This is a genomic window from Aquabacter sediminis (assembly GCF_028863665.1).
Lineage (GTDB): Bacteria > Pseudomonadota > Alphaproteobacteria > Rhizobiales > Xanthobacteraceae > L1I39.
Map to the genome: position 1 here is coordinate 1 of NZ_JARBFX010000023.1, position 20,750 is coordinate 20,750.

A 20,750-nucleotide genomic window follows, 5' to 3' on the forward strand; every position below is an offset into this window, starting at 1 on the left:
CAGCCGCCGGGGCTGGGGCCGCAGCGGGAGCAGCGGCAGGCGCCGGAGCAGCAGCGGGAGCCGGGGCAGCAGCAGCGGGGGCGGCAGCAGCGGGGGCGGCAGCCGGTGCAGGCTTGGCGCCGGACCCGGCACCGGCCGCAGCCGCCGCCACATCCTCGCCCTCACCCGCCAGCACGGCGATGAGCTGGTTCACCGGCACGTCTTGCGTGCCCTCGGGCACCAGGATCTTGGCGAGGACGCCTTCGTCCACAGCCTCCACTTCCATGGTGGCCTTGTCGGTCTCGATCTCGGCGATCACATCGCCGGACTTGACCGTATCGCCTTCCTTCTTCAGCCACTTGGCGAGGTTGCCCTTCTCCATGGTGGGAGACAGGGCCGGCATCAGGATCTCGATGGGCATGGTCCGCTCCCCCGGGCTCAGCGATAGGTGACGGCGTGCACCGCCGCGATCACCTCGGCGACCGACGGCAGGGCCAGCTTCTCAAGGTTGGCGGCGTAGGGCATGGGCACGTCCTTGCCGGTGACGCGCAGGACCGGGGCGTCCAGATAGTCGAACGCCTTCTCCATCAGCTGGGCGACGATTTCGGAGCCGACGCCGGACTGCGGCCAGCCCTCTTCCACCGTCACGCAGCGGCCGGTCTTCTTCACGCTTTCCACGATGGTGGGCACGTCCATGGGGCGAATGGTGCGCAGGTCGATGACCTCCGCCTCGATGCCCTGCTTGGACAGCTCTTCCGCCGCCTTCAGCGCATAGGTCATGCCGATGGACCAGGCCACCAGGGTCACGTCCTTGCCGGGGCGCGCAATGCGGGCCTTGCCGATGGGAAGGACGAAATCATCCAGCTTCGGCACCTCGAAGGAGTGGCCGTAGAGGATCTCGTTCTCAAGGAAGATGACGGGGTTGGGATCGCGGATGGCCGCCTTCAGCAGGCCCTTGGCGTCGGACGCCGTATAGGGCGCCACCACCTTGAGGCCGGGAATGTGGCTGTACCAGGAGGAATAATCCTGGCTGTGCTGGGCGGCGACGCGGGCGGCGGCGCCATTCGGGCCGCGGAACACGATGGAGCACTGCACCTGGCCGCCGGACATGTAGAGCGTCTTGGCGGCGGAGTTGATGATCTGGTCGATCGCCTGCATGGCGAAGTTGAAGGTCATGAACTCCACGATGGGCTTCAGCCCCGCCATGGCGGCGCCGACACCCATGCCGGCAAAGCCGTGCTCGGTGATGGGGGTGTCCACCACGCGCTTGGCGCCGAATTCCTGGAGCAACCCTTGGGTGATCTTGTAGGCGCCCTGATACTCGGCCACTTCCTCGCCCATGACGAAGACGTCGCCGTCGCGGCGCATTTCCTCGGCCATGGCGTCGCGCAAGGCCTCGCGCACGGTCATGGTGACGAATTCGGTACCCGCCGGGACTTCCGGGTCGGGCTGCGCGGTGACCACCGGCGGATTGGCGACGGCGGAAGGCACGGCGGCCTGCTGGGCCGGGGCGGCGGCGGCCACAGGCGAGGGCTGGGGCGCTGCGGGCGGCGCGCTCTCGGCGGCCTTCTGCTGCGGTGCGGGGGCGGCGTTCACATCCTCGCCTTCGGCGACGATGACGGCGATGGGCGTGTTCACGGCCACGTCCTGGGTGCCCTCTGGCACCAGGATCTTGCCGAGGATGCCCTCGTCGACCGCTTCCACTTCCATGGTGGCCTTGTCGGTCTCGATCTCGGCGATCACGTCACCGGACTTGACGGTGTCGCCTTCCTTCTTGACCCATTTCGTCAGGTTGCCCTTCTCCATGGTGGGAGAGAGCGCCGGCATGAGAATGTCGATGGGCATGGCTGTCAGCTCTTGCTCGGTGCGGGCGCAACCGCGGAAGCGGCCTTCACCGGACGCACATGGGTGAGATTGGTGTAGACGGAGGCCGCGGCGGCCGCGACCATGACGGAGGCGATGAGGACGATGCGGGCCTTGTTGGCCCGCCGTCCGTGCACATTGTTGGGGTCGATGCGCCCGCTGGCGGCAAACGGCCAGACGATGAGGGCGAAGCGGCGGGCGAGGCTCACCCGCCCCGCCGCTTCCTCCGCCAGCGTCCCCTCATAGACGGCCAGCCCCCAGCTGCCGGCGATGCCGACGATGGAGACCAGGATGAGGAGAAGGCTCAGCTCGGCCATGGTGTCGTTCCGTCCGGTCAGCCCGGCGGGTCAGCGCAGGATGTCGGTATAGAGCTCGGACGCGTCAGGCTCGGGATCGTGGCTGGCGAAGTCCGCCGCCTCGTTCACGATGTCGCGGATCTCGGCGTCGATCTTCTTGAGGTCTTCCTCGGTGGCCAGGCCCCCTTCCAGGAGACGGGCGCGGACCTGCTCGATGGGATCGTGCTCGGTGCGCATCTTCTGGACCTCCTCCTTGGACCGGTACTTGGCCGGGTCCGACATGGAGTGCCCGCGATAGCGGTAGGTCTGCATTTCCAGGATATAGGGCCCGTTGCCCTCGCGGGCGAAGGCCAGCGCGCGCTCGCCGGCGGCCTTTACGGCGCGCACATCCATGCCATCCACCTGCTCGCCGGGGATGTTGAAGGAGGTACCGCGCTTGGAGAAGTCGGTCTGGGCGGAGGCGCGGGTGACCGCGGTGCCCATGGCGTACTTGTTGTTCTCGATCACATACACGACGGGCAGCTTCCAGAGCTCCGCCATGTTGAAGCTCTCATAGACCTGGCCCTGATTGGCCGCGCCGTCACCGAAATAGGTGACGGAGACCGCGCCATTGTCGCGATAGTGGTTGGCGAAGGCGAGGCCCGTGCCGAGCGACACCTGCGCACCCACGATGCCGTGGCCGCCGAAGAACTGCTTCTCGATGCTGAACATATGCATCGAGCCGCCCTTGCCCTTGGAATATCCGCCGCGCCGGCCGGTCAACTCGGCCATGACGCCCTTGGATTCCATGCCCGTGGCCAGCATGTGGCCATGGTCGCGATAGCCGGTGATGACCTGATCGCCCTTCTTCATGGCCATCTGCATGCCCACCACCACGGCCTCCTGGCCGATATAAAGGTGGCAGAAGCCGCCGATGAGGCCCATGCCATACATCTGGCCGGCCTTTTCCTCGAAGCGGCGGATCAGCAGCATCTCGCGATAGGCGATGAGCTCCTGCTCCTTGGTGAAGGCGGGTACGCCACCCGATACGGCCTCAGACCGTGCGGCGGGCTTAGCGGCGGTTTTTCTCGCGGCCATCTTTTCCTCGAGGCGTCTCTGCAACCACAGAGTCTGTAGCGCACCTCGAAATGGCCGCAAAGCGCGAAATGCATCATGCTGCACCGCAACACATTGCAAACGCTTGATTCCATTACATTGAACCTCAATCAAGTTCACGTATGATGTGAACTAAATATGAGTTCAATTCCACCTTTTTAAGAGAACCAGATCCTTCGCATTGACGAAATCCAGCTGCCGGCGTCCCTCTTCGTCGAGGAGATCAGGGTCCAGATTGCGCGGATCGAGGAGGGACACCTTGTGCTCGATGGCCCGACGCTGCGCCTTCAGCGTCGCCAGCTCGGCTTCGAGCTTGGCAGCCTCCTGCTCGTAGTTGCGCTTCGCATTCAGCCCATGGTCGCCATTGTAGGCGTGATAGGCAAAGTAGGCGATCGCGCTCCCCGACACGATGTAGAGGAGGAGAATGGACAGGAAGGCGCGGAGGCGGGAGCGAGCTTGCATGCCACCCTGTCTAGCAGGGCGCGGTTGACGGGCGGTTAAGGTTGCTGTGCCCCCGATTCTCGCGCCCCGAGTCTCCCGCCCGCGCACACCTATTGCGACAGCAGATAGGGCACGTTCTGGCTGGAGGTCATGGCGCCCACCACGAAAGCAAGGTTCGCCGCGGCGATGAGGGCCGCCGCGTGGGTCTCCGCCTGCGCCTGCCGGGCATCGAGAAGGCCGGTATCGGCAGCGGTGGCCGCCGTCACGGTGCCGAGCCCGGTCTTGTAGGCGTCGAAGGCGGCGTCGTAGGTGATGGCCGCTGCCGAGGCCAGCGCGGTGGCCGCTTTGTAGGATTCCAGCGCGGTGCGCAGCGCATTGCCGGCGGCCACGATCTCGGCCACCGCATCGCTCTGCACCTTGCGGAAGGTGCCTTCCGCCGCCGCGGCGCGGGATTCCGCCTGCTTCACCTGCGCAGCCCGAAGGCCAGCGTCATAGAGCGGCACGGTGGCGCCCACCAGAACGCCCGTGCCCGTGGCCTGCTGGCCGATGGTGGGCAGGCCGTTCGCATTGAAGGAGCCGTTGCCGGTGGCGACGGCCCCCGCCACAAACACCTTTGGCAGCAACTCCGCCTTGGCGGCATCAATGCCCGACTGGCCCGCCTTGACCGCCGCATAGCTTGCCATCACATCGGGCCGCTGGGCGAGGGCGAGGCGGATCATGGCATCGGTGGGCACGGAGGCGACCTCCGGCAGGCGACGCCCTGCACTATCGGCCACCTTCATCTGCAAAGTGGCGGTCACGCCCATGGCGTTCAGCAGCCCCTGATAGGCGTCCCGCTCCTGCCCTTCCGCCTGCACCCGCCGCAATTCCGATTGCGCCACCTGCTGGCGGGCCTGCGCTACCTCAACCGTGGTGGCGAGGCCTTCCGCAAGGCGCCCTTCTGCCGCCGCGCGAATGGCCTGCGCATTGGCCAGCGCTTCCCGTGCGATGCGGGTGCGAGCGACCGAGGCGCCATAGACATAATAGGTGCGCGTCACATCGAAGATGAGCTTCTGGTGCGCGCCGTTGAAGAGCACGTTGGCGGCGACGCTCCCCTGCTTGGCCGCGCCCGCCACCGCCATGCGCTGGCCGAAATCGAAGATGAGCCATTGCAGCGCGATAGAGGGCGAGACGCCCTCGGCCGTGGTCTCGAAATAACGCTGGGTCCCCACTGGCACCGGCAAGGCGTTGGAGGTGGACTGATAGCCGCCCACCACATTGGCGGTGATGAGGGGCAGATAGGTGGCTTCCACCATGCCCACCGCAAGCGCCGCCTGCCGCGCCCGCTCCCAGGCGGAACGGGTGGCGGGATTGTTGCGCTGGGCGATGTCGATGAGTTCCGGCAGCTTGTAGGCGTGGCGCGGATCCAGTGCGGGCGGCGGCGGCAGGTCGGCCAGGGCGGGGTTGGGCGCGACGCGGAAATCCGGCACCGCCGACCGCCTTTGCCCGACCGCTATCGGGGCGGCCGGCGCTGGGGGCTCTGCCTGCGCCATGTAGAGGTCGTGCTCACCCGCGCGCCCACCCCAAGGCTGGTCGGGAGCTGCGGGGGCCATGTTGACGGCATTGGTGGCGCAGCCGCCCAGAAGCAGGCCCAGCGCCAGCGCGATCCCCCCTGCCCTTGCGCCGTTGCGACCCGCCGCCATGGCGCTCACCCTCCCACCGCCGCCCGCACGCGAGCGAGCCGGGCGCGGAGGGCCAGAGGGACCAAGGGGGCCTCGGCAGATGGCGGCAGCGCGACCGGCCCCCTCACCGCCTCCGCCAGTGCCGAGAGTTCCCCTGCGACCGGCACAAGGTCCACATCGCTGAGCAGCATGTCGCGATTGAGTGCGCCCAGTTCCTCCGTCACCTCCCGCAGCCGTGCCTCGCCATCCCCGGCGGGCCGCAAGGCGGGCGGCTCAAAGGGCAGGAGCGCAAGGCCATCATCCGCCTGCCTCAGACGCTCGCTCACCACGGCGGATTGCGCGACCGCACCGGGCCGCAGCGCCGGCGGCACGCGCGCGATCCGCGCGAGGGTGGCCAGCGCATCGGAAAGGCGCGCGCGCACCACCGGCTCGATGGGCGCCGGCCAGATGCGGGTGAAGATGAGATAGATGACCAGATTCCCGAGGAGAATGCCGATGATGCGGTCGCGCGCCGTGCCCAGATCAAGGCTCGGCCCGAAGCCCTGGAGGACGCACAGCAGGAAAGCCAGCGCGATCTGGACCCCCGCATAGGCGATGCGCTCCGGGCCGGACGACACCCAAGCCCCCAAGAGGGACCCGGCGAACACCAGCGCCATGAGCCCGCCTACGCCCTCAAGGTGCGGCACCACGAAGAGGATCGCCGCCACCCCCATGGCCGCGCCCACGAGGCACCCGCCGATGCGCAAGGCAAGTTTGTGGACGGTCTCGCCGGTGGTGCCGAGCGCCGCCACGTAGCAGGTGATCATGGCCGTGTGGATGCCCTGCCAGTCCATGCCCGCATAGAGGATGTAGCAGATCATCGCCGCCAGCGTCGTCTTCAGGGCAAAGCGCTGATAGGCCGGATTGGTCCAGGCGTCGGCGGCCAGGAAGCCCTCTTTCGGCCCGGCCGCCTGAGGCAAGGGCGCCTCGGCTCCCGCCATCACGGCCAGCGCCAGGCGTATGTCGCGCTCCACCGGCGCCGGATCCGCCGCGGCGCGAGTCGGCACAGGCGGAGCCTCGCCCCGGTCGAGGGCGACCACGGCGTCGCGCACCTGCGCGGCCAGGGCCGCGCGGGCCGCCCCGGGCAGGCTGCCCGCGCCGGCGGTGGCCAGAAGAAGCAAATAGGAGGCGTCCACGTCCCGCGCGATCTGGCGCGCGGCGTCGGACGAGACCAGATGCAGCAGGCGCACCCGCCCCACCCGCTGCTGCGCCTCCCCATTGCCCTCCCGAAGGAGATCGCGCAGCTTCCCTGCCGACGCCTCGTCCGCCCCTTCCAGCGCGTCAGCCGCGATAACGAGGCGCTCCCGCAGCGTCTCGCGCAGCAGGGCGACGGGGAAGCGGCCGGCGATCAGACAAAACACCACCATGAGCGCCATGGGCATGACCGCCATGTCCCAGGCATAGCGCAAGCCGATGGTTATGGCGTCGCCGACAGGCACCTGGTCCACCAGCGTCAGGGCGAAGGCAATGACCAGGGCGATCACGCCGCCCACCTCGCCAAGCTTGCTGGCCGCGCCGAGGAACAGCAGGCAGAAGGAGACGAAGGCCATGGCGGCGAGACGCAGCATGGGGGCATCCGCCGTCGCGCGCGCGAGCATCACCACGACTGCCACCACCACCGTCACCAGCACCATGAGCCCGATCGCCGTCAGCAGGCTCTCGCTGCCGTCCGGCTTCATGACGAAGATGACCAGATAGCAGGAGATGGCCGCTTCCGGGATCTCATAGGCCATGGCCACGGCCGAGACGATGGCGCACAGCAGCGCCGCCCGCCAGGCAAGCCCGCCGCGCCCGGGAAAGGGCGCCAGATCCGCCATCACCTGCCGGATGAGGCCCCGGCCGGCCGGTTCAGCAGCGGTCGCCATGGCGCACCACCGCCACCGCCGAAGCCCCCACCCGCATGAGGTCCGGCGGCGGGTCGACCAGGCGGATGCGAACCGGAAAGCGCTGGGAAATCCGCACCCAGTTCAGCGACTTGGGCAGATAGGGCAGAGCCCGGGGAATGTTGAGCAGGTCCTCCGAGGTCACGCCCCAGCCAATACCCTCCACCCGGCCCTCAATGGGCACGGAGCGGTTCGCCAGCACGAAGACGCGGGCGCAGTCGCCCACCGCAATGCGGTCCAGCTCGGTCTCCAGGAAGGAGGCGGAGGCGTACCAGGCCTGCGTCACCACCAGCGTGAACAACGACTGGCCCGGCGCCACCACCTCGCCCGTGGCCACCGTGAGCCCCACCACGCGCCCGTCATGGGGCGCGCGCACCTGCGTGTTCGCGAGGTTGCGCTCCGCGATCGCCAAGGCCGCGCGGCGCGCATCCACCAGCGCCTTGGCGCCATCCAGCGTGCTCACCAGTACATCGGCCGCCTCCGCCTGCTTCAGCGCCTGGGCGAGGCTGACGCGGGCGTCGTCGCGGGCCGTGCGGGCATCGTCCACCTGCTGGGCGGTCACATAGCCCTTGGGCAGAAGGGCGGACAGGCGCGCCAGGGTCTGCTCGGACAATGCCAGATTGGTGCGGGCGCGTGTGACCTGCTCGCCGGCGATCTGGGCATTGGACGTCTCCGCCGCAATGGTGCGCCGCTGCGTCTCCAGCGCCGCCTCGGCAAAGGCAAGATCTGCCGCCGCCTGCTGGGCAGCCAGCCGATAGGGCTCGTCATCCACCGCGAAGACCAGCTCGCCCTTGCGCACCGACCCGTTCTCTGACACCGCGATGGCAACGATGCGACCGGGCACGGACGCCGCTACATGCACCACATTGGCGGTCAGCACCGCGTCTTCCGAGAGCGGGTTCAGGTCCGCCTTGCGAAAATAGAGCCAGCCGAGGCCGACACCTGCCGCGATGATGAGGGCCGCCAGCGTCGATCCGATAAGGCTCTTCTTCTGGGAATAGGCTGAGTGGGCCATGGCTCACCGCCCATAGACCAAGAGCGCGAGCGCAAATGCGATACCGGCGCCAAGGCACGTATAGACCAGGAGCCGCCAAGGCAGGAGATCGTCCACGCCCACCCGGATGAAAACCACGCGAACCAGCAGAGCCGCAACAATGCCAAACGCCGCGCACGCGAGCCACGCCGGGAAATAGGCACCGAAAAGCGGGAAGGAGGGGCTGAGCGGCCGTTCGCAACCGGACAGAAGCGGCGCCAGCGCCAAGAGGAGCGCAACAGGCCGCGCACCACCTGCCGTTTTGCCCTCCAGTCTCCGCTGCATTCCCCTTCCCCCACCGCCGCCCGCCCCTTTGATTGGGAATCGCTCTGCTGGGTGACGCAAGGAACCTTAGCGCAGGGCACGACAGCTGTCGCGGACGGTGCCTGTGGAAGCCTTGAGGATGATGGCGCTGAAACGAAAAAGGGTGCCCCGAGGCACCCTTCAACGTCTCGCCATGGACATGCGCCGGACCTAAACGGCCCCCCGCCGCTCAGGCTCGCATGGCCACAGGTTCGTCATGGAGGGGCACCTTCTCGATCACGCGGCCCAGGCATTCGGCGATATGCGGCTCGAATGAGGGCTTGTAATGACCGAGATCGGTGATCGCCACATCCAGGCCCGCGTCCAGCACTTCCGTGGTCGGGTCGAAAACATGTACGCCCGGACGGCGGCATACGCGGGAGAGGGTGTCGATGATCATCCGCCGCTGGGGAATGGAGGTCCGATCATAGTCGGTGTCGAAGTGAGACACGAAGATGATGGGCTTTTCCACGAAGTTCATGATCCGGCGGATATCCGCCTCCAATTGATCCGTGGTCTGCTCACGAATGACCAGCGACTTTACCACCTCCGCATCCACCGGGGTCGCGCGGTCCAGCGGATAGGCGTTCACGTCATTGACGCCCGTCCGCAGAATGGGCTTCCACCATTTGGTGAGGACAGCCTCATCGGGCGCGAGAAGTTCTTGAACACGGTTGATCTGCAGGAAAACGGACTTGAAAACCACTTCGCGGATCGATGACACCTCTACGACGAAGATGTCAGTCTCGCTAAAGAGCGTATGGAAAGATGATAGGTCCGCCGCGGGAGGCGCCTCCCAATAAGAGGGAATATTCAAGAACGGGCGCAGGCGTGCCGGGACAGGACGCGCGCCACTCACGAACTCAAACTGCTGGTAGATCTCTTTTGCATAATGGGTGTAGCCGAAAATATTCTTCTGATTCAGCTTCAAGACACCCTTCTTCTGCAGCAGGTCGCAGGGTGTGTAGACACGACAACTTCCAAATACGGTCACCCTGGGCGCCACGATGCGATCTCCCTGCCCGGACGTCTCATAATCTTTCGATGGTAACCGAACATCCAGGGCTTGGAAATGACCACTTTTCCGTGATCTCGCATAGCATTATAGGGCGGTAGGAAGGTAACCCCAGGCGACCCCGCTACCGCTAACCTCACCTTGCACTGTCCTCGTTTCCCTCGGTAAGACGAGCCGGTCCATCGGCTCGGTTGTATCAATCTGAATATCAGATCGCCCTGTCTCGATCTGAATAGGCGGGAATCCCACGCCACGGGGGCCGCCTGGCGGAACGGCACCTGAGGCCCTCGCGCTAGTGACACATCTGCTGGGCAAAGGCATGGATGCGTTCATTGCCCGGCTCGCCGGGCATGACGACCTCGCGCTCATCCCACCAGCGCAACAAGTCGTCTTTCAGCACGAGGATGCAATCCGTCACGCCCGAACGGTACACCACCACGCTTGATCTCGTCGTTACAGCAAAATCGTAGAGTTCCGTCAGCCAATGCTCTCCGGCGATTTCAGCATCCGCCCGCAGGAATACGATCCACTCCGCTGAGGAGCCGTGGGGGTCCCATGTTTTATCCGCCGGGAAGCGGGTATCCCGCGCAAGTCGCGCCAACGGACTGTCCGTCTCGTTCCGCTCTGTCGTGATGCCCAACAGGTAGCCAGCGAACGGAGCGACCGTCTGCAGGACAGCGCCTGCGGCGGTCACGCTCAGACCTTCCCCCCGCGCCGCCCACAGAACGATGTCGAAGAAGGGATAGGCAAGCCGCGTCGGCGGCACCTCTTGGGCGGGTTCCGCCGGCCGGTTGGCGGGCGAGCGCCCCCCGATACGGGCGAGATTACGCAACGCAACAAGATCCTCGCCGCCTGCCTCGACCTCGGATGGCACAAACAGTCGTTGGACCTTTCGCGGAGCATGGACCAGAACACCTCCAGCACCTTCCACCGTGAGCACAAGATGCAGCGCGCCAACCGCGGCCATCTCGGCCTCCTCCGCAGAGAGCGTGAGGTCGAACGGCAGCAGGCGCGCCCGCGGTGTTGCATGTCCTGACCAAACGAAACGCCGATAGGCGTCGGGATCGTCGAGGTCGCCCACCAGCATCCAGTTCAGCGGCAAATAGGGGGCCGAGGCCACCGTACTGCGCACTTCGAACGAAACGCGCCATCCCCTCCCCAGCCGCTCCCCGGCCTCACCCGCCAGACGGAAGGCCAAAACACTCCCGCCCCCCTCGGTTTCCAGGCGCAGCCCATAATGGGGAAGCCGATCGAACCGCACTTCCTGGGGCGCACACGCCTGATAGGACAGCGTTTCCCCCGGCGTCAGCGGCGCGATAAGCGCTCCATCTGCAAGCGCGATGCGCATCTGCGTCTCGCCCCGGCTCGCGCCAGTCCAATTGCGAAGCGAGGAATTGACGAGGAAGTCGGGATCATCCGGGGCCGGGCCAGTCGCGCCGACGGAACCTTCCAGTGCCTTGACGCGCGCGGTGCCAGTCTTGTCGCCGGGCGCCACCCCCAGGAAGCGACGCCACATGTCCAGGGCCAGGCTCGATGCACCGAGCGCCGTATAGCACTCGGCGGCGACCTTCAGCACCGTCTTCTCCTCGGGATCGAGTCGAAGCGCCTTAAGCGCCGGCTGGAGGGCTTCAAGATGGCGCCCAAACCCCAGGAGATGCCGGGACGATTTGATGAGGCTTTCCCGATAGGCCGTATCGCCTTCAGGAATGGTCTGCCAGAGGCGCAGCGCATCCTCTCCCCGACCCTCATTGTCCGCGATGCGGGCGAGGATCACAGCAGGGCGGGGATTGCTCGGATCCAGATAGGCGGCGCGCTCAGCGAGAATGCGGGCCTTTTCCTGGTCTTTCAGATTGTAGGCAAGGCGCGCCCCGATCCACAGCGCCTTGACCATGCCGGGATCGACCGCCAGCACATCGTCAATATAGGCGAGCGCGCCGGCAAGATCGCCCTCCCGCTCGCGCGTCCGCGCCAATTCTACAAGGGAATCCAGACTCTCCCGCCGCGGCAGGCGGACGGTGCCGATGGTGACGTGGTCAGGCGCGGTCCGGATGATGAGGACCTGCCCCGGCGTCGATGGCTCCGGCAAGGTGGCAGGCACCGGCAGGACAAATCCGTGGGCCCCATCCCCGATGCCGGCGCGCACCAGGCTGGTACGGTATTCATCGGCCGTGACAGTCGCCACCACCTTGCCGTCCCACACCGCCTCCACCTCGACCCGGCCTTCGGGATCTTGAGTGTCAAACACCCAGCCTCGGCACATGCCGTTGGAAAATCCCTCCAGCCAGCCATTCAGCTGGCGCGCGGGAGCAGCCGGAGCGGCCGTTGCCTCCACATGGACGGGCGCCGGCGCCGCGTCCGGCCCCTCGGCGAGGGGCACAACATCCTCCCCCTCCCTCGGGGGGGCGGTGCTGGCGCTGCGCGCCGGCATCCCGCCGGCGCGAAAAACCCGACGCCCCTCGAAAGGACGCGGGATCGCGGGCTCATCCTCAACCAGGGGAACTACAGGCACTTCCGCCTGCACTGCGGGCGCGCCTTCGGGCGCGGTCGCTGCCCGCGTTTCAGTGGCAGGGCTCACGTGCGGCGCTGCCGAAGGCGGCGCAGAGCGGCTGAAAGAGATGGTCCGGGCCTGCCGGGCGACCGGCGCAGGCGAAGCCGGGGCGGCCGTGTCGGGCACCACAGGTCCGGGCGGCTGGGGCGGCGGCGCGGGTGAACGCGCAATGGGCGCGGAGCGAGGACGCTCATTCTGGGCCTCTGGCGCACGCTGCGTGTCGGAGAAGACGATCTCGATCGGCCCGCGCATATCTCCCCTTCGCCCGGACCGCTGGTCGCTCCTGCGCGCCCAGATGCAAGCCCGACGCTTTCTGTGCCTGCCCATCGCCACCCTTGCGATGGCCCTGGTGCACACTCACACAAGTCCGCCAGCGATCCAAGTCACCTGCGACGTTACTCAGAAGGAACTGCGCATTCCAAAGGGACCCCCGAGACTTAAGGTGAACCTCATGTACTCACGGCGAGAGGGGGCCCCTTTCTCTTGGAAGAGAAAGCACGCCAGAGGCCCACGCCCGAGGTGGGGAAAACGTGACGGTGGCCGACCCTTGACAGCCCGACTCAACTTGAGATTGAGTTGCGGTTGCCGACAGATCGCTTTCCCCTTCCGCGAATCTGTGCGGGCATAGACCGTATCCGTATCGGTATGTCCTCCGCCCGAGCAGCCGTGAGCGGACGGATGGAAACGCGACCCCGCCCATGACCACGTCGTTGGAGCGGCGCGGTCATGGGAGCGGGCGTTGCCTCAGGCCTCGCCGTCGACGTCCTGCGACATGTCTTCCCACATGAAAATGCGGTTGCCATATTGCGTGCGCACAACAGCCGGGCGGAAGCGGTTCACATTCTTACGGCCGAAAAGGACGCGCAGGGTTCGGGGCAGTGGCTTCATTCCTTCCGCCCCACCCGGGCCACTGCCAATTTCATAGGCCTCCGGCGCCACAGCGCCAGCCGCGAAAATGGCCATGCCCGAAATGTTCAGCGCAGCTTTGTAGGTGTTGAGAAAGTCCACATAGTCGGCCACGGTGGGCTTAAACAGCGTTTTCTTGTCCCAATTCCCTTTCAGGAACAAGCCGTTACGAGCAAGATCGGCGTCTGCATCGAAGTAGTTGTGCTGGATCACCGAAAACGAGCTCGCCGCCCGCAGCAGGTTGATCATGGCCTGACGGAACGCCGCGCGACCCGGCAGTTCCTGAAGCACGTTGATTGCAAACGTCGCCTGGCTTACGCTACGTCCTTCGAACGTGAGGAGATCGCCCACCTCCGCCGGAATGTCCTTTTCCCGGCATGCGGCGACAGCTGCTTCCTGCACGTCGATGGCAAGACCATTGCCAGGCGCGAACGCCGAGGCGAAGGAAAAAGACTTTCCTGCGCCCGCCCCAAAATCAATGAAAGCAAGGTTCTCGTATTTCATACCCTAAATCCCCTTCCGGATATGCTGTTCTGCGGACGACCCTCCTGTTGCGGACCAAGGACGTTCAACCGAAGCCCCAGGCCCTGAGTTCGGAGACAGCCGCCCGCACCGGAGTGAATCCGGAAACTGCCTCCAATCCTGCGAACCGTACGCTCCGCAGCTCGGCGTCCGACATGGACACCATCCGCTGCAGGGCGGACGTAACGGAATCTGGACTGGTCGTATCCGCGAGGAACGAGGACACGCCGTCTTCTATGAATTCTGGCGCCCCGCCCAGAATGGGCGCGAGCGAAATGCAGCCGCATGCCATGGCTTCCGCAGCGGTGCGCCCGAACGCCTGGTAGTCCGATAGATCGAGAAAGAAGTCGCATGACTGCAGCAGCTCGGCCACCTGGGGCTGCTTCAGCTTGCCGATGAGTTCAACGCCATCCGGCAGCGCGTAGCCCGCATGGGCCAGCTCTTCCGCGTCGACGCCGAAAGTCAGCACGTCCATGGGACCGAACTCGCCGGCAGCGGCCCGGGTCAGGACATCAAGCGTGCGGCGCGGGGCGCGCCGCGGGGTCTCCGGGCGCACCATGGCGCACAGCCGGCGGCGGCCGCCGCTCGCCCGCGCGCCTGGCTTGTAGATGGTGTGGTCGATGGAGGGCACCACCTGCGCAACGTCGTGGGCATGGGCCATCTGAACGATGTCGCACAGCCAGCGTGTCTTTGCGAAATAGGTGCAGTTCTTGAGCACCGCGAAGCTGCCCACCGCAATGGTGTGCTCAATGCTCGCCGCGTCATAAAAGAGCGGTTCGTAGTCCTGCACATAATAGCCCACCCGGAAGGACGGGGAGCGCACGCCCTCCAACGATTCCGCGATGGTGTGCGCAGACGTGTTGGTGGTCGCGATGACGAGGTCCGCGCCGGCCGTGATCTTGGACAGATCCTTGGGACCGACGAAGGACAGGACGCCCTGTTCGATCCAGTCGAACCGCTCATAAACCGAGCGGAACGACGCCACATTGCGCTCGTTCACCGCGATGCACGCATCCACGGAGAGGTCCCGCAAGGCCGTGACTTCCTGCATCACCGAATGGGCACCGCCGCTGCCGCCGCGCACGGGCAGGATGAAGATGATCCGGGGGCCGCTCATGACAGCATGCCCTCGATCTGGGACAGTTTGGCGCGCAGGCGCGTCATGGCCGGCTCGCGCTGCATCTGTTGCTCAAGGGCGGGAATGGTCACGCCCAAATGCTTGTTGCGCAGCTCGAAGCCACCGGCGCGCGTGAGCTTGGACCGGGTGGCGGAGCCGAAGCTCACGCTCTTCTCGTGATAAACGAAGCAGTCGTCGGCGATGACCAGCTTGAAGCCGGCGCGGCGGGCGCGCAGGCACAGGTCCGTCTCCTCGCCATAGCCCATGGGGAAGGCATCTTCGTCATAGATATCGCATTGCTCGAACACGGCGCGCGCGATCAGCGTGCAGAAGCCATTGAGCACCGGCGCGGTGGGATAGGCCCGCTCCGTGTTCGCCTCCACGATCGCCTGGATCTGGGGCACGTGCCGGCTTTCAATGAAGTCGTTGTTGGACCAAGAGCCATCCGGCTTCTTCGCGTGGGGAATGGACTGCCAGGTGGCGGCATTGGACAAGGCGCCCACCATTCCGGTGTTGGGAACCTTGTGCACTGCAGCATGCAACTTGCGAAGCCACCCCTGGGAGACAACCGTATCCGAGTTCAAGATCACCACCCATTCCGCGCTGGTGAGCTTGACGGCTTCGTTGATGGACTTGGTGTAGCCGCGGTTGATATCGCGGCGATAAAGGACAATCCGGGGATCTGACGCTGCGAGTTGCCGCAGAAGTTCTGCTGTATATCCACGGCTGCCATCGTCCATCAGAAGAATTTGAAACGGTGTGTCGGTACGGTCCCTCACCGCTTCGACGCAGTCCACTACCACGTCGGCCCCGTTATAAACCGGTATAATGATCTGGGTGAAGGGTATATTTTGACCGCTTTTTGGCGCTGCGGGAGAAGGACCTGCCACCCCCGGCATGACCTTCTCGTCCAGGCCGCGCTCATGCACCTCGCCGAGCACACGGCACGCGGAGAGGGCACCGTTGAGACGATTGTCCTCGAAGGTTTCCCCCCCGAACGGGGACGGCGCCGCAACAGGTGTGCATAGGACGAGCCCAGCTCCCGTGCAGGCGACCGTGAGATAGACATCCTCGCCCGGCTCGAACTCGAAGCTGCCATCGGCATTGCGCAGCGCAAAATCCACCGCGCCGAACGGCCGGAACACGCGGGCCCGCTTGAGCATGCGCACGCGCTGGAACTCGGTTCCGGTCCAGCGGGTCAGGATGAAATCCCCTTGCACATGGGCGGCGTCGGTCTCGGCCTTGGGCAGGCGGGCGTAAAGCCGCAGATCTGCCCGCGCGTCGGACAGAACCTTCGGGACTTTCAAATAGAAGACGAGCGGCGCGGACTGAGCGGTGCGCACGCGCAGCGCCCAGCTGGGCGCATCGGCGAACTTCGCCCCGTCAATTCGGTCAAACTGGGCGCCGCCGGCCGTGGCATCAATGTGGCACCAGAGATTTTCGGCGAGTTCGTGGAGCCCCGCTTTCACAACCCCCGCCAGCCCCTGCGGCCAGGAACGCGGCTCCGCGCCCGGATTGGCGGCATCCGCGCCGTCCATCATCGCTTCAGGCGCCGGCGGCAGATCCTGCGGGCCGGCAACACGCTCTCCCGTTCCCAGGTCCCAAACGGCGATCGAGCAGCCTGCAGATCCGCGAATCAAGGGAGGGATCAGGCAGGAGAATCCCAAAATCCCCTCCCCTTGCGGAAGGTCCGGATGAGGGTCCTCCTGCGCTTGCAGGGTGGCAAAAAGCTTTCCCGCGCACTCGATTGTCACCCAGGCCTGCCCCGCCCCGTCGGCAGGAGTGAGGCTCCCAAACAAACGGCTTTGCACGGCATCAAAGAAATAGCCATCCACGAGCAGCGACCTTATTCCGGTATTATTGTAAGCTTATCCCGCACAATAAGTTTACCGCAGCGCAGCACGGCCGCGCAATGAGAGATCTCAAGATCGCGACGATGAGCAACATTCCATCCTTAATGCTCGCATCAGCGAACTCAGGATGTGTGAGGGCAGCGGTCTGTTCCAGCCTCCGATCCGCCGGGGGCAGGACTTTCCGGCGCGGACCATATCCAAATGCTCATTAGAAAAGGGTGACGCGGCAGGAAAAGTGGATGGTGTCGCTTCCCCACCCTGAAGGCGCCCGGTGCGGACAATCTGATCCGTCTCCGCGCGCACATTGATGGAGTGGCGGCAAAAGGTCTCTCTTGTGAATCGGATCTGTCGATGGTGGGCGGTGACGGGCTCGAACCGCCGACCCTCTCGGTGTAAACGAGATGCTCTACCAACTGAGCTAACCGCCCAACGCCTTCAAGCAGCTTGCTTTTCCTGTTCCCGTCTTATTCTCACTGGCGCGAGAATGGCGCGAACCAATTTTTGCAATGCCTCACGGCTTGCAGCCATATAGGCCGGGTCGGCGTGGGCGTAAACCTCCGTGACACTCAGGCCCGGCATGCGGTGCCCCAAAAATGCAGCGACCTCCCACGGCGGCACGCTGCTAAGCGCATCCAGCGCCACAGTGTGAACGGCGAACACGCGTCTGCAGATGAAGGCCGCGAGCAGGCTTGCCCTTCGGATTTCCTGATTGTCCGAGTTAAACGGCGTGCCTACCGACATCCTGTCAGGACGCCGCCCCGGTGCTTTCCCGCTGTCTTTCTTCACAAATAAATGCCGACCCACTCAATATGGCAAGACAATAGATGTGACTCTAAGAAGCAGGCCGAACTTCAATTCCGATTTCAGCCAAAAGTTCCTTACGGTCCTGCGCAACCCACCAGATACGGAACCCCTTATCGACAACCTCCAAATTTCTGTTTGTCGTGTCGTAATCTATAATAATTGGCCTTATCTTCTTTTTTACTTGAAGGCGTGATGCCGATATAAGTGCTTGCGTAATGTTTCCATCATTCAGATCATTTCCTTTGGGATGGGCTGACTTAATTAGCTGAGACACCTCAAGGAGGCGCAAATCCTTTGGTTATTTGCTCACTTGTAGCTGACAAAAGAGCATAAATAATCCATTTTGGCATCTCCAACTCTGTCTGCTGAAATCCGTCTGCGAAATTCATCAGGAAGCCGCTATATCGCCCGCTCTGATCATTCACCACCGCCCGGATCAGTTCCTCCGCACTCTCATCAGGAGCCACTTCAGTCAGGCTCTCCTGGTTGTGGTAGACCCTTGCATTTCTCAGACAGCGACAACAGACCTCCTGAACGATATGTACGCTATCGAAACAACCCTTCACCAATTCATCAGTAACTTTTGGATCAAACTGGATATTTAGTAGATTTTCACCAACCTGAATAACCTCTTTTAAAGCAGCCTCACCCCAATCATCCATATTAACAGAATATAAACGGTCTGTAAGGTCACCGTTATAGGAAATTAGACGGCTTTCCTCGCGCCACACACCAACGACAATGAATGTGATTTTTGACTTTTCATGAAATGCCTTTAGCGAAAACGAAAATTACTTCTGAGTTTCATCAGGAAGATAGTGAAAACCCTCTAGGACGATATACTTTTCAAATTCTATAAGCTGGATAGCTCGTATAATGTCATTCACATCGCCTGGGTCTAAATCAAGGGACTGCTTAACCTCATTCTCGGTCGAAGTCCTATTATACTCGTACCGCCACTACCCTTCACTTCAGTAAAAATGGGAACCCCATCCTTCCCCGGAAATGTTGCCATTATTTTATGAGCGCCACTCACAGTTTTTGATGTGGACTCCGTGACCGAATACCCACATTCTTTTAATATCACGGCATGCGCTTCAGATAAAGTTCATTTATTTTGCCAAACAAAAACGATTTGATCCTTGTATTTTAGGCAATATTTCCTCAAGCTTGTTTTGCGTTGATTTTAGCTTCCGTATATCACAATATGCGAACTGCGGGATAGATTTTCGATCAGCTTGTCATCGACATCTGATCGAGTAACGTAATTCATGGGAAGGTCGCGTGATACTCCGAAGACTTCGTCAACGGTATGCGATTTCACAACCATGCCCCCCTAACCGCACGCCAAGGCGAAAAAACAGGCGCACTGCAACCCTGATTCAACGCCTGCCGACTCGGCTTCCACCTAGAGGTGTTCATTTCCCCACTGACATCGAGTACACGCCTGCCGCCACCCTCGCGCGCTTTTTTGAGAAGCTATCGGTTGCGATGAGTCAGACGCACTGATTCAATGACCAACCTTCAACAAACCTGCGTCCGCGAGGGCATGCCGTGCCTCTCATTCTGAAGCCTTGGTATATTGCTGTTTTTGCGGCGGGCTACGCGGCCACCCTGACCCCGGCTGCCGCCGACTATGCCATCGCCTTTGGCAAAGCGAATGGCCGATGGGCCTTCGGGAGCAGCAACAACGCCCCCTCGCTTGAACAGGCCAAGCAGCAGGCGCTGGAGGGCTGTGGCTTGAAGGGCTGCAAGATCGTCATGTCCGGCAGAGGCCAGTGCGTGGCGCTGACGATTTCGCGTGAGACCAGCAACGCCACTTGGATTTCCGCTGAGACGCTGGCGAAAGCACGGGAAGACGCGCTGATCGAATGCAGTGCCACGGGTCGCAAGTGCACCATCCAGACGTCGTTCTGTGATGGACAGACCTCGTCGCCGCCACCTGCCCAGCCTGCTCCTGTCCTCGTCAGGCCGGTGCCACCGCCGGCTCCGCCGCTTGCTCCTCCGACTAGCACGCCGAAGCGGGCACCCGAGACACTGCCCATCTCTCAAATTACAGCGTTCCGCGAGCGCGTCAGCAAGTGCTGGAGCGTGAGCAAAGACGATGGCGAGAAGGGTCTAACCGCCTACATAAACATCCGGCTCGCAGAGGATGGCAGCCTGTCTTCAACGCCGACAATTGCGGAGTTTAGCAAAGCCGACGGCGGTTATAACTTCGCGCTCAATACCGTGGCGGCAGTCAAGAACTGCGCGCCCTATCCGATGTTTATCGGGTCGAATTACAACCTTTGGAAGGACATGGAGCTTCGCTTTGATACCCGCTCCTTCACTACGCCCAAGTAGCCGCCGGTAGCGCCATTCAGCATACACGCCCTTCACAGGCTCCAGGTCTGTTTGTGCCTACAACGCTTCCCGGGCGGCAAGAACTAGCATGGAGTTCCAGTCCATCCCCCACTTGCCATCAATAAGGCAGACGGCATGGCCTTTACCATCCCATCGGTTGAACGACTCAAGGTTGAGACGGTCCGAACTGAAGCCGCTTTCCAAAGCGCGGCGCATTTGAGAACCGCATAGTCCAGGCAGTTGCGCACCTCGCGGGCTGGCGGGGCATCCTCCAGGCCGACGCCTATGGCGGGTACAACGGCCTGTATGATCCCGCGCGTCCGGGCGGATCGGTCACGTCGGCGCTTTGCTGGTCCCATGCCAGGAGAGGCTTCTTCGAACTCGCAGACATCGCCGCGAGCGCGCGGCGCGGGCCCGGCGCCGCACCGGTGTCGCCCATCGCCATGGAGGCGGTGAAGCGCATCGACGCTCTCTTCGACATCGAACGCGGGATCAACGGCTTGAGCGCAGAGGAGCGCCGCGCCGCCCGGCAGGCGCAGAGCCGGCCGCTCGTCGATGACCTACACGCTTGGCTCAGTGAGCAGCGCCTCAAGCTCTCCCGGTCGGCGTCGGTTGCCAAGCCGATCGACTACATGCTCAGGCGCTGGGACGGCTTTGCAACCGTCCTTGATGATGGCCGTGCCTGCCTGTCCAACAATGCCGCGGAGCGCGGCGTTGCGCGGCTTCGCCCTGGGACGCAAGGCATGGCTCTTCGCCGGCTCCGACCGCGGCGCCGAGCGCGCCGCCGCCATGGCGACGCTGATCACCACGGCGAAGCTCAACACCGTCGATCCGCAAGCCTGCTCGCCGATGTCCTCGCCCGCATCGCGGGCACGCCGCAGAGCCGGCTCGCCGAACTCTTGCCATGGAGCTGGCAAGCACGAGGTTGCCAGACGCCATAGCTGTTTCACCGCGGCCTTCGCCGGATGCATACTGCTCAGGCGGGAGGGCTTCCGGGTCAACCACAAGCGGTTGTTCCGGCTCTATCGTGAGGAACGGCTGATGGTGCG

Annotated in this window: 17 protein-coding genes, 1 tRNA gene and 1 pseudogene; 2 read left to right on the forward strand and 17 right to left on the reverse strand. The window is 63.9% G+C overall.

Going from position 1 to position 20,750, the window contains the following annotated elements; genetic code table 11:
• The 17 genes from PV781_RS23690 to PV781_RS23770 all read right to left on the reverse strand — a co-directional run.
• Window positions 1–400, reverse strand: a 400-nt coding sequence (locus PV781_RS23690; protein ID WP_274778087.1) for a biotin/lipoyl-containing protein, incomplete at its 3' end; no start/stop codon positions are given.
• Window positions 401–417: 17 nt separating this feature from the next.
• Window positions 418–1,824, reverse strand: coding sequence for a pyruvate dehydrogenase complex E1 component subunit beta (locus tag PV781_RS23695; protein ID WP_209099671.1), 1,407 nt, complete (start codon window positions 1,822–1,824; stop codon window positions 418–420).
• A 5-nt stretch (window positions 1,825–1,829) separates the two neighbouring features.
• Window positions 1,830–2,159: a hypothetical protein gene (locus PV781_RS23700; protein ID WP_274778088.1), complete on the reverse strand. Its 330-nt coding sequence runs from the start codon at window positions 2,157–2,159 to the stop codon at window positions 1,830–1,832.
• Between the two features lie 30 nt (window positions 2,160–2,189).
• On the reverse strand, window positions 2,190–3,215 hold the full coding sequence (gene pdhA / locus PV781_RS23705; RefSeq protein WP_274778089.1) for a pyruvate dehydrogenase (acetyl-transferring) E1 component subunit alpha: 1,026 nt from the start codon (window positions 3,213–3,215) through the stop codon (window positions 2,190–2,192).
• 162 nt (window positions 3,216–3,377) lie between these two features.
• Complete coding sequence (locus PV781_RS23710) at window positions 3,378–3,695, reverse strand: FtsB family cell division protein (RefSeq protein WP_274778090.1); 318 nt, start codon at window positions 3,693–3,695, stop codon at window positions 3,378–3,380.
• Window positions 3,696–3,784: 89 nt separating this feature from the next.
• Window positions 3,785–5,356, reverse strand: coding sequence for a TolC family protein (locus PV781_RS23715; protein ID WP_274778091.1), 1,572 nt, complete (start codon window positions 5,354–5,356; stop codon window positions 3,785–3,787).
• 5 nt (window positions 5,357–5,361) lie between these two features.
• Window positions 5,362–7,239 (reverse strand): FUSC family protein, encoded by a 1,878-nt coding sequence (locus PV781_RS23720; protein WP_274778092.1) that lies wholly within the window; start codon window positions 7,237–7,239, stop codon window positions 5,362–5,364.
• On the reverse strand, window positions 7,223–8,272 hold the full coding sequence (gene mdtN, locus PV781_RS23725) for a multidrug transporter subunit MdtN (RefSeq protein WP_274778093.1): 1,050 nt from the start codon (window positions 8,270–8,272) through the stop codon (window positions 7,223–7,225). The genes PV781_RS23720 and mdtN overlap by 17 nt, the downstream gene beginning before the upstream one ends.
• A gap of 3 nt (window positions 8,273–8,275) precedes the next feature.
• A complete protein-coding gene (locus PV781_RS23730; RefSeq protein WP_274778094.1) occupies window positions 8,276–8,575 on the reverse strand; it encodes a YtcA family lipoprotein in 300 nt (99 codons plus the stop codon).
• A 208-nt stretch (window positions 8,576–8,783) separates the two neighbouring features.
• Window positions 8,784–9,599, reverse strand: a complete 816-nt coding sequence (locus tag PV781_RS23735; RefSeq protein ID WP_489667334.1) for a hypothetical protein — start codon at window positions 9,597–9,599, stop codon at window positions 8,784–8,786.
• Window positions 9,600–9,900: 301 nt separating this feature from the next.
• Window positions 9,901–11,985, reverse strand: coding sequence for a tetratricopeptide repeat protein (locus tag PV781_RS23740; protein WP_274778096.1), 2,085 nt, complete (start codon window positions 11,983–11,985; stop codon window positions 9,901–9,903).
• Window positions 11,986–12,900: 915 nt separating this feature from the next.
• Window positions 12,901–13,566, reverse strand: a complete 666-nt coding sequence (locus tag PV781_RS23745) for a class I SAM-dependent methyltransferase (RefSeq protein ID WP_274778097.1) — start codon at window positions 13,564–13,566, stop codon at window positions 12,901–12,903.
• Between the two features lie 64 nt (window positions 13,567–13,630).
• On the reverse strand, window positions 13,631–14,701 hold the full coding sequence (locus tag PV781_RS23750) for a glycosyltransferase family 4 protein (RefSeq protein ID WP_274778098.1): 1,071 nt from the start codon (window positions 14,699–14,701) through the stop codon (window positions 13,631–13,633).
• The gene (locus PV781_RS23755; protein WP_274778099.1) at window positions 14,698–16,536 is read right to left on the reverse strand and encodes a glycosyltransferase family 2 protein; all 1,839 of its coding nucleotides are present in this window, start codon (window positions 16,534–16,536) and stop codon (window positions 14,698–14,700) included. Before PV781_RS23755 ends, PV781_RS23750 begins: the two co-directional genes overlap by 4 nt.
• Before the next feature lie 370 nt (window positions 16,537–16,906).
• Window positions 16,907–16,982 (reverse strand) — tRNA-Val (locus tag PV781_RS23760).
• A gap of 7 nt (window positions 16,983–16,989) precedes the next feature.
• Window positions 16,990–17,295, reverse strand: a complete 306-nt coding sequence (locus PV781_RS23765; RefSeq protein ID WP_274778100.1) for a hypothetical protein — start codon at window positions 17,293–17,295, stop codon at window positions 16,990–16,992.
• A 338-nt stretch (window positions 17,296–17,633) separates the two neighbouring features.
• The gene (locus tag PV781_RS23770; RefSeq protein WP_274778101.1) at window positions 17,634–18,089 is read right to left on the reverse strand and encodes a hypothetical protein; all 456 of its coding nucleotides are present in this window, start codon (window positions 18,087–18,089) and stop codon (window positions 17,634–17,636) included.
• 823 nt (window positions 18,090–18,912) lie between these two features.
• Between PV781_RS23770 and PV781_RS23775 the strand changes: the two genes are divergently transcribed.
• Entirely contained in the window at window positions 18,913–19,701 is a 789-nt protein-coding gene (locus PV781_RS23775) for a DUF4189 domain-containing protein (RefSeq protein ID WP_274778102.1), read from the forward strand.
• A 245-nt stretch (window positions 19,702–19,946) separates the two neighbouring features.
• Window positions 19,947–20,642 (forward strand): annotated as a pseudogene (gene tnpC, locus PV781_RS23780) (IS66 family transposase); the annotation flags it as partial.
• Between the last annotated feature and the right edge of the window lie 108 nt (window positions 20,643–20,750).